Here is a 15,167-nt window from a genome sequence, read left to right as displayed (position 1 = left end):
AATAAATCATCTCAATATGAAGACCGTTTCAACCTTATGTCTTGTACAAACATCCCTTACAAAGTCCTAAAACCCTCCATACTCTCTCCAAGAATATAGTGTGAAAACCACATTAAGTTCTGCTTCATAATAGCCACATGAACTCCTGGTTGGTCAGAACTATATGCCATTCCTTTAAATATAATTAATTCTGTATCAACTTCCATATCCATTAATCCTTGATATAGATCATATGCATTTGTAATTGGAATTCTTGCATCCTTTTCCCCATGTTGAATTAAGGTAGGCGTACAAGCTGATTTAATATACGTCATAGGTGATGTCTTCGTATATATCTCTGGATCATTCCATGGAGTATTTCCTAAATACATTCTAATAAAGTAAGGTATATCTGTATTTACATAATGGGTACTCCAGTTAGTTATTCCACCGCCAACTGAAATAGCTTTAAACCGACTACTAAACGTAGAACAGAAAGCTGATACATATCCACCGTTGCTCCATCCCATAACTCCTACTCTATCCTTGTCTACCATCCCTTTTTCTACTAGTTCATCCACTCCAGATATAACATCATCGTAATCAGCAATCCCCTGTTTTCTATAGTTAGCTTTTAAAAATTCATTACCATAACCTGAACTTCCTCTGTAATTTGGTTCTAAAACGATAAAGCCTTTTTCAACAAACTGTTCAATCGGATATTTCTCATTGAAGCAGTCTGAAAATATCGGAAAAGATGCCCAAGCCGGACCGCCGTGAATTACTACTAATAAAGGATATTTTTTATTAGTGTCCAACTCTACTGGCGTTGATAAAACACCTTCTATTTCAAGACCATCGCTACTTTTCCATGAGATGATTTCCCTGTTACTTCTAAGTTTCCCTTTGAAAAAGCTATTTTCATCCGTTATTTTTTTATCGTCTAAATAGATTTCAAAGGTTTCATTTGTTATAGCCTTATTGTAGGATATATGTTTGCCATCCTTTGTTATAGAAGCATCCATTATAAAGCCATCTACTTTTTCGCTTAATATTTCCACAGTGCCATCTTCGGCTAGCAATCCAATAAGATAATTCGTTTTATTCTGCCACCTAATTAAAACCCCTTTAGCTGTCCACTGTAATGGCATAACCGTACTATCAAAATCTGTTAAAGGTTGAATTAGCTCTCCGGTATTTATATCATATATCTCTAACGTACTATCTTGTATATGGTTTCTATAGTAACCCTTCTCTCTTATGCTTGCTGTGTAACATATTTCACTGCCGTCAGGAGAAAAGCAAACACTCCCTCCCAACAACTTATCCACATTCAGCTTTTGTAGCTCTCCAGCTTTAATATGGAGTATGTATAGATCTCCATTTATATAATCTGCCATATTTGAGCTTGGTGTCGCCATAAATACAACCTTTTTACCATCATTTGAAATATCAAATTCATGGATATGAAAATCCTTACCATCCGTTAATTGATAAACAACTCTGTTCTTGTGTTCATCTGTATCACTTTGTATCACCTTCTCTATTTCAATGTAATATAAACAATTATTCTGGTGTTCCTTACCTATATGTTGAAAATCTCCATATAGATCCTTACGTTTCTTTATCTCCTCACATTCTTTTGACTGCGTAACATAATATAGACCCTTGCCAGTAGGACCCCATTTGAATGTACTGACTCCTTCTTTCTCATCGGTAATTTGAACCTCTCTATAACCATCTAGTGACTTAACAAATATCTGATTTTTCCCATCACCAACTGGACTAAGATATGCGATACACCTAGCATCTGGAGACCATAATGGGTGTGTACTATCTATATCACCATTTGATAATGGGTAACTCTGCTTCTTATCTTTTTCATATATCCATACATGATTCCTATATGTATTGTCTTTCCAATCAGCCGTCTTCTTAACAAATGCTACGTTTTTACCATCATCACTTATGTTTGTACTTGATACGGTTGGCAATGAAATAATCTCTTCTATACTTAGATATGTTTTTTCATTCACTTTCATCAATATCCCCCCTTGAAATGTCCATAAATCTCTCGTCTCTTTTTGCCGTAATAAAGGAAATTGTTCACGAATACTTAAAATGATAACGGAAAATTCAGATAAATAAAAGTGAAGTCGATAAAGTAAAACTTTAATTTATGGAGTTCTATCCACTTACCAATTCTAGATGTTCTTTTTCGACACAAAAACACCCCTTTTAGATACAAATTTGTAAATTTATTTTAAAGCTATAACTATATATTGGTTTGGAATAAAATTTGATAAAAATGAAGTCACAAATCTTTATTTAACAACAAAAAAATTCATTTTGAAAAAACGATTGATCAAAATAGAATCACTCTTTTTAACTAAGTATGAGATTTTTATAAAAAAATTTTAATCAAAACTCACTTAGAATCTTTACTTGAAGGAATAAAGCTTCGCATCTTTTTTGTGAACATCGTTAAACTAAGATAAATTTTGACCGTATCTGTAATTAATTGTAAAATATTATACGTAGAAAGGTATTATAAAATAAATATAGAAGGGGTATGTTTTTTAGTTTTAAAGGGGCTAAAGCACATCTATTTTATGTTTTGAAAGGGAGAATTGAAAAATCATATGAAGAATTTCAAAAAGAGTACAGGTAAAATTTTACTAGCATCTGGATTAGTAGTTTCTATGTCAGCTTGTAGTGTAACAAATTTATTTGGAGAAAAAGAAAAAACAAATGCTGAATCTGGTAAACAAGAAAGTAAAGAAACTAAGACAGAAGGTAAATCATCTGAAACAAAGGAAAAATCAACTAACTCAAAAGAAGAAAGTAAAGATGTTAAGATGATTATGGTTTTGCCTGAGGATTACCCACAACTTATGGTAGACATTGAAGAAGACTTATTAAGACGTCTAGATTACTATGATGCTTCTGTGAGGGATAATAAAAAGGGAAGTAAGTCAAATGAAGAGGTACGAGATAGTATTAAAGACTTAGATAAAGTATTTAATACAATAGAGCGTATAGATGCACCAGGAAAATACAAGGAAGATCATAAGGAAATTGTAAAAGCTGTTCAAAAGTTAAAAGAATCTTTCAAAGAAGTATCGAAGTTATTTGATTACTCTAAAACACTTAAAGATACGGATGATGCAATCATAGATAAAGCAAACAATAAATTAGATGAAGCAAAACGCATTTGGAAACCTGTATTTAATAAGTTAAAAGCGGAAGCTAAGGGTGGTTCAACAACTACTTCTACAACAAGTGGTACTAGTTCTTCTAACTCACCGAGTTTATCTAGTGGTAATACAGTTAAAACATACAGTACCCAAGATAAAACTGGTATATTCAAAGGAAAAATTGATACACCAGATGAGGATTCCGCTAAGTTTAAGAATGTACAGAACAACTATAAAGACGGTACAGAGCTTGTAGGTAATTGGGGTATTGATTACGGAGACGGAGTCAAAACTACGTTAGTCCTAAAAGCAGATAAGACATTTGAAACATATGCAAATGGTTCTTATCCAAATAAAGATAATTACTTAACAGGAACATACCAAGCAGACGTTTCTTCCCATCAGTTAACGCTAATGGTGGAAAAAGGAACTCAAAATGGTCAAGAAGTGAAATTGGAAAGACCTATTTATTCATCATATGAGGTTAAAAATTTAGATGGTAAAGCGTTACAGATTTTCCACATAGACGAACAAGTAACAATTTGTTATGTAAAACAATAAATAACTAAAAAAACTCTGTAAAATGATTTTTACAGAGTTTTTTCTTAGTTTTAATTTATTTCAAACGTATAACTATATTTATTAACCTACCAATCTCCTACTCAACAGTAACAGACTTAGCTAAGTTACGTGGCTTATCAACGTCACACTCGCGGTGAAGCGCTGCGTAGTATGAGATAAGTTGTAATGGAATAACTGCTACTAGCGGTGCTAGCGCTTCGTGTACAGCTGGTAATACGAAGCTGTCACCTTCCATTTCTAAGCCTTTCATTGAGATGATACATGGGTTAGCCCCGCGTGCTACTACTTCTTTCACGTTACCACGAATTCCAAGGTTTACGTGCTCTTGTGTAGCAAGTGCGATAACTGGTGTACCATTTTCGATTAAAGCGATTGTACCGTGTTTTAACTCTCCTCCAGCGAATCCTTCTGCTTGGATGTAAGAGATTTCTTTTAGTTTTAACGCACCTTCTAATCCTACGTAGAAGTCTACGCTACGTCCGATGAAGAAACAGTTACGCGTTGTCGCTAAAAATTGTTTTGCTAATGCGTCCATTTCTTCTTTTTGATCACAAAGTTCTATCATTGCATTTGCTACAAGTCCTAGTTCGTGTGTTAAATCGAAATCAAGAACTTCACCTTTTGCTTTAGCAATATCAGCCGCTAAAATTGAAAGTACTGCAAGCTGTGCTGTGTAAGCTTTCGTTGATGCAACTGCAATTTCTGGTCCAGCGTATAACGGAAGTGTATAATCAGCTTCACGAGAAAGCGTAGAACCAGGCACGTTTGTAATTGTTAATGCTTTATGGCCCATTTCATTTGTTTGCACAAGTACTGCACGGCTATCAGCTGTTTCACCACTTTGTGAAATGTAAATGAAGAATGGTCTTTCTGTTAATAATGGCATGTTGTAAGAGAATTCACTTGCCACGTGTACTTCAACTGGCATTTTTGCAAACTTCTCGATAAATTGTTTTCCAACAAGACCTGCATGATAACTCGTTCCACATGCAATGATGTAAATACGATCGCTATCTAAGATCGCATTGCGGATGTCTTGATTTAATTCAATTTCGCCATTTTCATCTTGATACTTTTGAATTATATTACGGATTACAAGTGGTTGCTCATCGATTTCTTTAAGCATGAAATGAGGATATGTTCCCTTTTCAATATCACTTGCGTCTAATTCCGCTGTAAACGGTGCACGTTCAATCGTTTCACCTTGTAAGTTTTTAATTGTAATACTTTCTTTCGTTACGATTACGATTTCTTTATCCATTAACTCAATAAATTGATCTGTAACTTGTAACATCGCCATAGCGTCGCTTGCCACAACATTAAAGTTGTCACCAACACCTACTAATAGCGGGCTTTTGTTTTTAGCAACATAAATCATGTTTGGATTTTCAGCATCAAGTAATCCGATTGCATAAGAGCCATGTAAAAGAGATAGCGTATTACGGAACGCTTCTTCTACACTTAATCCTGTGCTCACTTGTTGTTCCATAAGCTGTACGATAACCTCTGTATCTGTTTCACTTACGAACGTTACATCTTGTAAATATTCCTTTTTCACTAATTCATAGTTTTCAATTACACCGTTATGAACTAATGTAAAGCGTTTTGATGTACTTTGATGCGGATGCGCGTTTACTTTACTTGGAACACCGTGTGTAGCCCAGCGTGTGTGTCCGATACCCACGCTTGCTGCTACGTTCTCATCTACGATTTCACGAAGTTTTGCGATACGGCCTTTTTCTTTGTATACAACAACACCGTTCTCTGCTTGTACTGCAATACCTGCTGAATCATATCCACGATATTCTAACTTTTCTAAACCTTTTAATAAAATTTCCTTTGCATCTTGCTCTCCAATAAATCCTACGATTCCACACATGTTTAGTCGCCGTTACAAATGCTTACACTGCTCTGCGAACATGTAACGACATAGTCCGATACCATTTTTATTTATACTAAAAAACGGATTACATATTGCTAGCCCTGTAAGCTTGTAACGGCTTTCACCTTCCTCTCGATTGGGTTTAAGTCCGTATATACTTATACAGCTAGTTTTCATCCGTTCCTCTTCTCTCATCACACTTTCACCTTTGTCCACTAAGTCACCTTAATGATTTAAGTAAAAGCTTGCGGTTGTGATGAACAACCGGGAGTCATCCGCCGAAATCTCGATAAACCCCACCTCGTCAACTACACTATTTGTAGTTCTGGCGCTTTTATAATTTACAATATTTCCTTTGAGAAAAAGAACAAGACCATCTTATAACAAACATGGATAAACCGTCAATGAAATTTTTTTCATCGTCTATAAAACATATGAAAAAGGAGCACTTTTTGTGCTCCTTTTTCATATAAATTCAGCTAATTATTCAGCGCCAACTTCAGCTTTCACAACTTCTACAATGCGATGTACATATGCATCACAAACTTCTTGTGTTGGTGCTTCTGCCATTACACGAATAAGTGGCTCTGTTCCAGATGGACGAACAAGAATACGGCCATCACCGTTCATTTCTTCCTCTACAACACGAATAATTTCTTTAATTTTTTCATTTTCTAATGCTAATTTTTTATCTGTTACACGAACGTTTACTAACAATTGTGGGAATTTCGTCATTTCTCCTGCAAGCTCAGATAATGGCTTTTTCGTCATTTTCATGATGTTTACAAGTTGAAGTGCACTTAACATTCCATCACCAGTTGTAATGTAATCAAGTAAGATAATATGGCCTGATTGTTCTCCACCTAGGTTGTAACCTCCACGCTTCATTTCTTCCATTACGTAGCGGTCACCAACTGCTGTTTTATCACTTGTAATATTATTTGCTTCAAGTGCCTTGTAGAAACCTAAGTTACTCATAACAGTTGAAACAACTGTATTATGTTTTAATTGACCAGTTTCTTTCATATATTTCGCACAAATGAACATAATTTGATCACCGTCAACGATGTTTCCTTTTTCGTCTACAGCAATTAAACGGTCGCCATCGCCATCAAAAGCAAGTCCGATGTCCGCACCTTTTTCTTTTACCAATTCAGCTAAGCCTTCTGGATGTGTAGATCCTACACCCTCATTAATATTCATACCGTTTGGAGAAGTTCCCATTGTTGAAATATCAGCTTCTAGGTCTGCAAATAAGTATGGAGCTAGAGAAGAAGTTGCACCATGTGCACAATCTAAAGCGATATGTAGGCCAGAGAAATCTTCTTCAACAGTTTGTTTAATGTACTGTAAATATTTTTGTCCACCTTCAAAGTAATCGCTCACTTGTCCAAGATTAGTACCTGTCGGACGTGGTAGTTCATCAACTTCTTTGTCTAATAAAGCTTCAATCTCAGCTTCTTGCTCATCTGTTAATTTAAAGCCGTCTGAACCAAAGAATTTAATACCGTTATCTTGTACTGGATTATGAGATGCAGAAATCATAACACCCGCTTGTGCATCTAGTGCTTTTGTTAAATAAGCAACGCCCGGTGTAGAAATAACGCCAAGGCGCATTACTTCTGCTCCAGTTGATAATAGACCTGCTACTAAAGCTCCTTCTAACATATGACCAGATACACGTGTATCACGACCGATAATTACTTTTGGACGATCTGTATCTTTTGTTAATACATAACCACCAAAACGTCCAATTTTGAAAGCTAATTCAGGTGTTAACTCCTTATTTGCAACTCCGCGTACTCCATCTGTACCAAAATATTTACCCATTATGATTCGCTCCTTTTTCTTGCTCTTTTTGATTATCTACTGTTGGTTCTTGACTCGTTTCTTTATCTTTATCTTGATTTTGATTTTGGTTTTGATTCTTTTCCTGTTCTTTTTCTGAATCAGGTTCAGGATTTTTTGGTTTCTCATTTTGATTTTCTTGATCCGTATTTGAATCCGGTTGTTGACCGTTACCCTGTACTTCTTTATCTGGTTTTTCTTTCTTCACAATAGTAACTTTAGCACTTTTTTGTTTTGGCTCTATTGAAATATTACCAGGACCGCTCACTTGAATGGAAATATCTTTCGTCCCTGAGGATACATTTTGCAGATTAATTACCGCTGTTATTTGAGCAGCTGTTATTTTATCTACTATACTTGCTTCTCCTGAAATATCAACACTTATCTTTCCATCTTGCGGCGAAAGTAGCTGAGCAGTAACATCTTTAGACAGTCCATTTTTCTGGATTGGGATACCATCAATCGTTTTTGTTTTCGTTTGTTTTGTTTTTTGCACTCCCACCGAAACCTTCACTTGATTCGGTTTTGCACTTGTTACACCCTTGGGTAATAAAACAGAGGCATCGAATGTTGTAGACTCTGTCAATTGACTAAGATCTACTTCGACCCCCTCTAGCGATTGTATATTATCCAAAATATCTTTTGGACCAGCTATCGTTACTTCTCTCGGTTCAACACTGATATTTGTAACCGCCAATCCTTCTGCTAAACTCCCCTTCTTCGTATACGTTACAGGAACAGTTTTTTCAGTATTATTGGCTGTAGTTTGCGTTGCCACATTCAACGTTACACTAATCTTAGATGGACTTGTTCTTACATTTAAACGTTTTCCTTCTTTATTGTATAATGTAACTTCGGGCGTTTTTGTAACAGTTTTATTAACACCTTTTAAATCAACATACGCTTTGGCAGAGGAAATGCTTTCAATTTCTTCTTTCGTCCCAACTACCTCAACAGTATCCGGTTTAAGGCTTGATTTTTCTAGAGTAGCCCCCGCTGGCATCTGATCCTCATTTGATAATTTCAGATCTACATGAACATATTTTCTCGCCTTTTCATGAAGAGTAACTTTAATTGTTGATGGCTGAACTGTTCCTTTCACATCATCTGGAAGCCCGTTCGTTTTTAAAGAAATCTCATAAGTTCCTTTTGGACTATCTCGCAAATCAACCGGTATGTCAAATTGTTTTTTTGCTTTTGCTGTAGCAACTGATGCTTTTGGGCCTTCTAATTTTACTTTAACGCCCTCTGCCGGAATACCACTTACAATATATTTCTCCTCATCATACTTAAGATTAATAGCATAATTAGTTAATGTTTCTTTCGTATCATTTGCAAAAGGTAATATACCTGATGTCGTATTTTTTTCAGTTAACGTCGCTGACATAAAAAGCATACACGCCAATAGTAATGAGATCCCTTTTAAAAACCAATGATTCTCCATTAACTTATCCATGACGCTTTCTCCTCCAATTCCATAAAGACGAAGAAGTCGTTTTTTCGTTTCCACTAAATTCAGCTAATAACATATCTTTCAGCTGTTCTGTCTTCAAATCACGATGCAACTTACCATTTTTCGTTAAAGAAATTTGACCAGTTTCTTCAGACACAACTACTGTAATACTATCAGTAACTTCACTAACTCCCATTGCAGCACGATGTCTAGTTCCTAATTCTTTAGAAATAAACGGACTTTCTGATAATGGAAGATAGCATGCTGCTGCTTTAATTGTACTTCCTTGCATAATTACCGCTCCGTCATGAAGAGGTGTATTTGGAATAAAAATATTAATAAGTAATTCCGATGATACGTTTGCATTAAGCGGAATACCCGTTTCCACATAATCACCCATACCGGTCTCTTTTGACAAAGTAATTAATGCACCAATTCTACGTTTCCCCATATATTCGGTTGCTTTTGCTATCGCTGTTGCAACCATTTCAGGTTCATCATCCTCATGCGTTCCAACACGCGAAAATAAACTCCCGCGCCCTAGCTGCTCAAGTGCTCTTCGCAATTCTGGCTGAAAGATAATAATAACGGCTAAAAATCCCCACGTTAATACTTGTTCAGTTAGCCAAGATAGCGTACGCAATTCAAGGAAAATACTGATCATCTTAACGACGATAATAACTGTAATCCCTTTTAAAAGTTGAACAGCCTTCGTCCCTCGGATTATAAGAATTAGCTTATATATAATAAACCATACAATGGCAATATCTAATGCCGTACTAAGATATTTCAAAATGGTCGTATCTTCAAAAGGCATGCTATCCCTTCCTCCTACTTACGAGCAATTCTATCCATATATTGAAATATTGTTTTATGCTCTATCTGTATGTATTTCCAACAACTAGTTAATTATACCATACATGAAACAAACGACAATTACAAACAACCCCCTTTAGCTCAAATTGGTAAGATGTCAAACATTTTTATTGTACAGTATAATATAAATCATTATTATACGCTTATTTTCAAATAAAAAAAGCAACTTCTCAGTTGCTTTTCTTACATTTATTTTAGTTTTTCACCGAATAAAGAACCCATTAAAGCAACTGCTGTTGTTGCCGTTCTATTTCTCTCATCTAAAATCGTATTTACCTCAACAAATTCAGCAGATGTGATAATATCAGCTTCTGCTAACATTTCCATCGCCAAATGACTTTCACGATAAGATAGACCGCCAATTACAGGCGTTCCAACACCTGGTGCATCATGAGGATCAAGACCATCTAAATCTAATGATAAGTGTACACCATCGGTATGAGATAAATATGCGATTGTTTCTTCCATCACAGCCGTCATCCCCATACGATCAATTTCATGCATTGAGAACACTTTAATACCTTCATTGCGAATGAAATCTTTTTCTCCTTCATCCAATGCACGCGCACCGATAATTACGACATTCTCTTTTTTCACCTTTGGATATGCTCCGTATAAATCTACAAGTGAAGAATGTCCATAACCTAAACTTGCTGCAAGTGACATACCATGAATATTTCCAGATGGTGAAGTTTCCTCTGTATTTAAATCACCGTGTGCATCATACCAAATAACGCCTAAGTTTTTATAATGTTTTGCTACACCAGCTAATGTACCGATAGCAATACTATGGTCACCACCTAATACAAGTGGAAAACGACCTTCTTCTATAATATGATCCACCTTACTTGCTAATTCATTACATACAGTTGCAACTTGTGTAAGGTTTCTTAATTTTGTATTTTCATCTATCTCTTTTTCTCTCTCTATACATATATCTCCCATATCTTTAACGTCATATCCAATTTCTTCAATTCTTTCAATTACCCCTGCATAACGGATCGCGCTCGGTCCCATATCAACTCCACGACGCATCTGTCCTAAATCCATTGGAACTCCAATAACTGAGATTTCTTTTTTCATAGATAGTATCCCCCTTTTATGCCTTCACTAAATATTTTAAATCTTTTATATAGTCTGACTCAACTCGACATTTTTCTGTATGGATATACAATTTATTCACTTATATTCACGTTGAAAACCAAATTTTAAGACTATTCTATGTATAAAGTTAACTTAATGAAACAATCGCAATCACTATTATTAAATAATAATAATAAAACACTCCTATATTTAGAAGTGTTTTTCTGATGCTATTTTCCATACTGTTGCAATATTCTTCGTTGTCATTTCAATATTTTCTTCTGCTACTTTATATGCTTCTTCTAGTGTCATCGGTCTCGTTGTGATACTAAATACCGCATCTATTCCTTTCTCGTACACAGCTGAATAATCAGATGATACAGACCCTCCAATAGCAATTACAGGCACAGAAAAACGTTTTGCACGCCCCGCAACACCCACAGGAGCCTTTCCATATGCAGTTTGTTTATCTATTCTACCTTCACCAGTTATAATAAGATGTGCATCTTCTATATGTTTATCGAAATTTGTATAATCTAATACAATTTCAATGCCCCTACGCAAGTCTCCCTTTAACACTGAAATAACAGCCGCTCCCATTCCTCCCGCTGCCCCTGCACCAGGTATTTCAGATACATCAAAAGATACATATCGTTTAAGCATATTCGCATAATGTTGTAAATTCTCATCTAGCTCTTTCATCATCTCGATATTTGCACCCTTTTGTCTCCCAAATACGAAAGATGCTCCCTGCATTCCGACTAATGGATTATCCACATCACATGCCGCTTCTATCTTTACCCCCTTTAAGCGTGGGTCCATTCGTGAAAAATCAATAGTAACAATCGAGTGTAATGTGCCTCCAGATGGATCTATTACTTCACCCTTACCATTTATAAACCTTACTCCTAAAGCCTCTAACATACCTGCCCCGCCATCATTTGTAGCACTTCCTCCAAGTCCTAAAATTATGTACTCCACTCCTTGATCTAGCGCATGTAATATAAGTTCTCCTGTTCCTTTTGTCGTTGTAATAAGTGGGTTGCGCTTTTCAACTGGAACGTGCTGTAATCCTGATGCTGCTGCCATTTCAATAAACGCTGTCTTTTTATCTTTAGAAATGCCATAAAAAGCTTGTATACCTTCTCTAAGCGGTCCTGTCACACTAATTGATATAATTCTCCCCCCTGTAGCATCAACAAGTGATTCAACCGTCCCTTCTCCTCCATCTCCAATTGGTATTTTCACATACTCTGCATTAGGAAAAATTGCTCTAAAACCTCTTTCAATAGCTCCACATACTTCTATAGCTTTTAGGCTTTCTTTATATGAATCAGATGCAATAACAACTTTCACAATTATCTCCCCATCCCTTATTTTTACGTTTTCTTCATTTTAAACGACAAGTATAAAAGTTGTCTTTTTAAACACAAAAAAAGCTTACATCGTATGATGTAAGCTTTTTTATTTAGATGGAGCCTAGCGGGATCGAACCGCTGACCTCCTGCGTGCAAGGCAGGCGCTCTCCCAGCTGAGCTAAGGCCCCTTATTAATTAAGCGGAAGACGGGATTCGAACCCGCGACCCCAACCTTGGCAAGGTTGTATTCTACCACTGAACTACTTCCGCAAAAATGATGAGCCATGAAGGACTCGAACCTTCGACCCTCTGATTAAAAGTCAGATGCTCTACCAACTGAGCTAATGGCTCGTAAATGGCTGGGCTAGCTGGATTCGAACCAGCGCATGACGGAGTCAAAGTCCGTTGCCTTACCGCTTGGCTATAGCCCATTAATATTTACTAGTATGGTTATCTTTTCAAAAAAATAAACCCTCTCAGGTTATTTTAAAGAAAATGGTGGAGGGGGGCAGATTCGAACTGCCGAACCCGAAGGAGCGGATTTACAGTCCGCCGCGTTTAGCCACTTCGCTACCCCTCCGACATTTTAAATATATATGGTGGAGGATGACGGGATCGAACCGCCGACCCCCTGCTTGTAAGGCAGGTGCTCTCCCAGCTGAGCTAATCCTCCAAAAGTGGTGACCCGTACGGGATTCGAACCCGTGTTACCGCCGTGAAAGGGCGGTGTCTTAACCACTTGACCAACGGGCCAAAAAAGTTTTAAACCTATTCCCAAGCTTCCAACCGGGCTTGAACCGGTGACCTCTTCCTTACCATGGAAGTGCTCTACCAGCTGAGCTATGGAAGCATAATGGCTCCGCAGGTAGGACTCGAACCTACGACCGATCGGTTAACAGCCGATAGCTCTACCACTGAGCTACTGCGGAATAATATTAGCCTGGCAACGTCCTACTCTCACAGGGACAAGGTCCCAACTACCATCGGCGCTAGAGAGCTTAACTTCCGTGTTCGGTATGGGAACGGGTGTGACCTCTCTGCCATCATTACCAGACTTTTACCATTATAAACATTTCTTTCGAAATGTCAAGAAGAAATTTTAATATATATTCCTTCAAAACTAGATAACATTTGCTACATATTATATGGTTAAGTCCTCGATCTATTAGTATTCGTCAGCTCCACATGTCACCATGCTTCCACCTCGAACCTATCAACCTGATCATCTTTCAGGGATCTTACTAGCTTACGCTATGGGAAATCTCATCTTGAGGGGGGCTTCATGCTTAGATGCTTTCAGCACTTATCCCTTCCGCACATAGCTACCCAGCTATGCCCTTGGCAGAACAACTGGTACACCAGCGGTGCGTCCATCCCGGTCCTCTCGTACTAAGGACAGCTCCTCTCAAATTTCCTACGCCCACGACGGATAGGGACCGAACTGTCTCACGACGTTCTGAACCCAGCTCGCGTACCGCTTTAATGGGCGAACAGCCCAACCCTTGGGACCGACTACAGCCCCAGGATGCGATGAGCCGACATCGAGGTGCCAAACCTCCCCGTCGATGTGGACTCTTGGGGGAGATAAGCCTGTTATCCCCGGGGTAGCTTTTATCCGTTGAGCGATGGCCCTTCCATGCGGAACCACCGGATCACTAAGCCCGACTTTCGTCCCTGCTCGACTTGTAGGTCTCGCAGTCAAGCTCCCTTATGCCTTTGCACTCTACGAATGATTTCCAACCATTCTGAGGGAACCTTTGGGCGCCTCCGTTACACTTTAGGAGGCGACCGCCCCAGTCAAACTGCCCACCTGACACTGTCTCCCGGGTCGATAAGACCCGTAGGTTAGAATTTCAATACAGTCAGGGCGGTATCCCACCAGCGCCTCCACCGAAGCTAGCGCTCCGGTTTCAATGGCTCCCGCCTATCCTGTACAAACTGTACCAAAATTCAATATCAGGCTACAGTAAAGCTCCACGGGGTCTTTCCGTCCTGTCGCGGGTAACCTGCATCTTCACAGGTACTATAATTTCACCGAGTCTCTGGTTGAGACAGTGCCCAAATCGTTACACCTTTCGTGCGGGTCGGAACTTACCCGACAAGGAATTTCGCTACCTTAGGACCGTTATAGTTACGGCCGCCGTTTACTGGGGCTTCAGTTCAGAGCTTCGCTTACGCTAACCCCTCTCCTTAACCTTCCAGCACCGGGCAGGTGTCACCCCCTATACTTCGCCTTACGGCTTCGCAGAGAGCTGTGTTTTTGCTAAACAGTCGCTTGGGCCTATTCACTGCGGCTTTCCGTTAAGAAAGCACCCCTTCTCCCGAAGTTACGGGGTCATTTTGCCGAGTTCCTTAACCAGAGTTCTCTCGCACACCTTAGGATTCTCTCCTCGCCTACCTGTGTCGGTTTGCGGTACAGGCACCTTTTATCTCGCTAGAAGCTTTTCTTGGCAGCGGGGAATCAAAGACTTCGCTCCATAAGGAGCTTCCCCATCACAGCTCAGCCTTTACGATAAGCGGATTTGCCTACTTATCAGCCTAACTGCTTGGACGTGCACAACCAATCGCACGCTTCTTCTATCCTTCTGCGTCCCTCCATTGCTCAAACGATAAAGAGGTGGTACAGGAATATCAACCTGTTGTCCATCGCCTACGCCTGTCGGCCTCGGCTTAGGTCCTGACTAACCCTGAGCGGACGAGCCTTCCTCAGGAAACCTTAGGCATTCGGTGGACGGGATTCTCACCCGTCTTTCGCTACTCATACCGGCATTCTCACTTCTAAGCACTCCACCAGTCCTTCCGGTCTGACTTCACTGTCCTTAGAACGCTCCCCTACCACTGATACCATTGGTATCAATCCGCAGCTTCGGTGGTGTATTTAGCCCCGGTACATTTTCGGCGCAGAGTCA

General features: G+C 38.6%; 9 protein-coding genes, 9 tRNA genes and 2 rRNA genes (1 of these 20 running past the window's edge). 1 reads left to right on the top strand and 19 read right to left on the bottom strand.

The window, feature by feature from the left end; genetic code table 11:
• Positions 1 to 56 precede the first annotated feature (56 nt).
• Positions 57 to 2,021 carry a S9 family peptidase gene (locus ACUL40_RS20655; protein ID WP_048655828.1) on the bottom strand — a complete coding sequence of 655 codons (1,965 nt, stop codon included), beginning with the start codon at positions 2,019 to 2,021 and terminating at the stop codon, positions 57 to 59.
• Between the two features lie 588 nt (positions 2,022 to 2,609).
• Between ACUL40_RS20655 and ACUL40_RS20650 the strand changes: the two genes are divergently transcribed.
• Complete coding sequence (locus tag ACUL40_RS20650; RefSeq protein ID WP_445423059.1) at positions 2,610 to 3,737, top strand: DUF3994 domain-containing protein; 1,128 nt, start codon at positions 2,610 to 2,612, stop codon at positions 3,735 to 3,737.
• 97 nt (positions 3,738 to 3,834) lie between these two features.
• Here ACUL40_RS20650 and glmS read toward each other — a convergent pair whose 3' ends face one another.
• The 18 genes from glmS to ACUL40_RS20560 all read right to left on the bottom strand — a co-directional run.
• On the bottom strand, positions 3,835 to 5,637 hold the full coding sequence (gene glmS / locus ACUL40_RS20645) for a glutamine--fructose-6-phosphate transaminase (isomerizing) (RefSeq protein ID WP_000334163.1): 1,803 nt from the start codon (positions 5,635 to 5,637) through the stop codon (positions 3,835 to 3,837).
• A gap of 12 nt (positions 5,638 to 5,649) precedes the next feature.
• Positions 5,650 to 5,835 (bottom strand): hypothetical protein, encoded by a 186-nt coding sequence (locus tag ACUL40_RS20640; protein WP_001206405.1) that lies wholly within the window; start codon positions 5,833 to 5,835, stop codon positions 5,650 to 5,652.
• 288 nt (positions 5,836 to 6,123) lie between these two features.
• A complete protein-coding gene (gene glmM / locus ACUL40_RS20635; protein ID WP_000521476.1) occupies positions 6,124 to 7,470 on the bottom strand; it encodes a phosphoglucosamine mutase in 1,347 nt (448 codons plus the stop codon).
• Positions 7,463 to 8,944 carry a CdaR family protein gene (locus ACUL40_RS20630; RefSeq protein ID WP_000359601.1) on the bottom strand — a complete coding sequence of 494 codons (1,482 nt, stop codon included), beginning with the start codon at positions 8,942 to 8,944 and terminating at the stop codon, positions 7,463 to 7,465. The genes glmM and ACUL40_RS20630 overlap by 8 nt, the downstream gene beginning before the upstream one ends.
• The gene (cdaA, locus tag ACUL40_RS20625) at positions 8,937 to 9,758 is read right to left on the bottom strand and encodes a diadenylate cyclase CdaA (protein WP_001115697.1); all 822 of its coding nucleotides are present in this window, start codon (positions 9,756 to 9,758) and stop codon (positions 8,937 to 8,939) included. Before cdaA ends, ACUL40_RS20630 begins: the two co-directional genes overlap by 8 nt.
• 248 nt (positions 9,759 to 10,006) lie before the next feature.
• The gene (gene rocF, locus ACUL40_RS20620) at positions 10,007 to 10,900 is read right to left on the bottom strand and encodes an arginase (protein ID WP_000711563.1); all 894 of its coding nucleotides are present in this window, start codon (positions 10,898 to 10,900) and stop codon (positions 10,007 to 10,009) included.
• Positions 10,901 to 11,110: 210 nt separating this feature from the next.
• Positions 11,111 to 12,256: a glycerate kinase gene (locus tag ACUL40_RS20615; RefSeq protein ID WP_445423060.1), complete on the bottom strand. Its 1,146-nt coding sequence runs from the start codon at positions 12,254 to 12,256 to the stop codon at positions 11,111 to 11,113.
• 117 nt (positions 12,257 to 12,373) lie between these two features.
• Positions 12,374 to 12,446 (bottom strand) — tRNA-Ala (locus ACUL40_RS20610).
• Between the two features lie 10 nt (positions 12,447 to 12,456).
• A tRNA-Gly gene (locus ACUL40_RS20605) sits at positions 12,457 to 12,528 on the bottom strand.
• Positions 12,529 to 12,536: 8 nt separating this feature from the next.
• Positions 12,537 to 12,609, bottom strand: a tRNA-Lys gene (locus tag ACUL40_RS20600).
• A gap of 5 nt (positions 12,610 to 12,614) precedes the next feature.
• Positions 12,615 to 12,689, bottom strand: a tRNA-Gln gene (locus tag ACUL40_RS20595).
• 65 nt (positions 12,690 to 12,754) lie between these two features.
• Positions 12,755 to 12,838 (bottom strand) — tRNA-Tyr (locus tag ACUL40_RS20590).
• A gap of 17 nt (positions 12,839 to 12,855) precedes the next feature.
• Positions 12,856 to 12,931 (bottom strand) — tRNA-Val (locus ACUL40_RS20585).
• A 5-nt stretch (positions 12,932 to 12,936) separates the two neighbouring features.
• A tRNA-Glu gene (locus tag ACUL40_RS20580) sits at positions 12,937 to 13,011 on the bottom strand.
• 24 nt (positions 13,012 to 13,035) lie between these two features.
• Positions 13,036 to 13,108, bottom strand: a tRNA-Thr gene (locus ACUL40_RS20575).
• Positions 13,109 to 13,112: 4 nt separating this feature from the next.
• Positions 13,113 to 13,187 (bottom strand) — tRNA-Asn (locus ACUL40_RS20570).
• 9 nt (positions 13,188 to 13,196) lie between these two features.
• A 5S ribosomal RNA gene (gene rrf, locus ACUL40_RS20565) occupies positions 13,197 to 13,312 on the bottom strand.
• Positions 13,313 to 13,403: 91 nt separating this feature from the next.
• Positions 13,404 to 15,167, bottom strand: a 23S ribosomal RNA gene (locus tag ACUL40_RS20560); it runs 1,158 nt beyond the window's last position.

The sequence above is a fragment of the Bacillus sp. KNSH39 genome, assembly GCF_052656585.1.
The sequence above is the reverse complement of the archived record's forward strand: the minus strand, read 5'-3'. Positions and strand labels throughout refer to the sequence as shown.

Excerpts from the sequence above, each read along its gene's own strand:
- glmS (WP_000334163.1), bottom strand. The coding sequence starts at position 5,637 with ATGTGTGGAATCGTAGGATTTATTGGAGAGCAAGATGCAAAGGAAATT.
- cdaA (WP_001115697.1), bottom strand. The coding sequence starts at position 9,758 with ATGCCTTTTGAAGATACGACCATTTTGAAATATCTTAGTACGGCATTA.
- glmM (WP_000521476.1), bottom strand. The coding sequence starts at position 7,470 with ATGGGTAAATATTTTGGTACAGATGGAGTACGCGGAGTTGCAAATAAG.
- rocF (WP_000711563.1), bottom strand. The coding sequence starts at position 10,900 with ATGAAAAAAGAAATCTCAGTTATTGGAGTTCCAATGGATTTAGGACAG.
- ACUL40_RS20640 (WP_001206405.1), bottom strand. The coding sequence starts at position 5,835 with ATGAGAGAAGAGGAACGGATGAAAACTAGCTGTATAAGTATATACGGA.
- ACUL40_RS20655 (WP_048655828.1), bottom strand. The coding sequence starts at position 2,021 with ATGAAAGTGAATGAAAAAACATATCTAAGTATAGAAGAGATTATTTCA.
- ACUL40_RS20630 (WP_000359601.1), bottom strand. The coding sequence starts at position 8,944 with ATGGATAAGTTAATGGAGAATCATTGGTTTTTAAAAGGGATCTCATTA.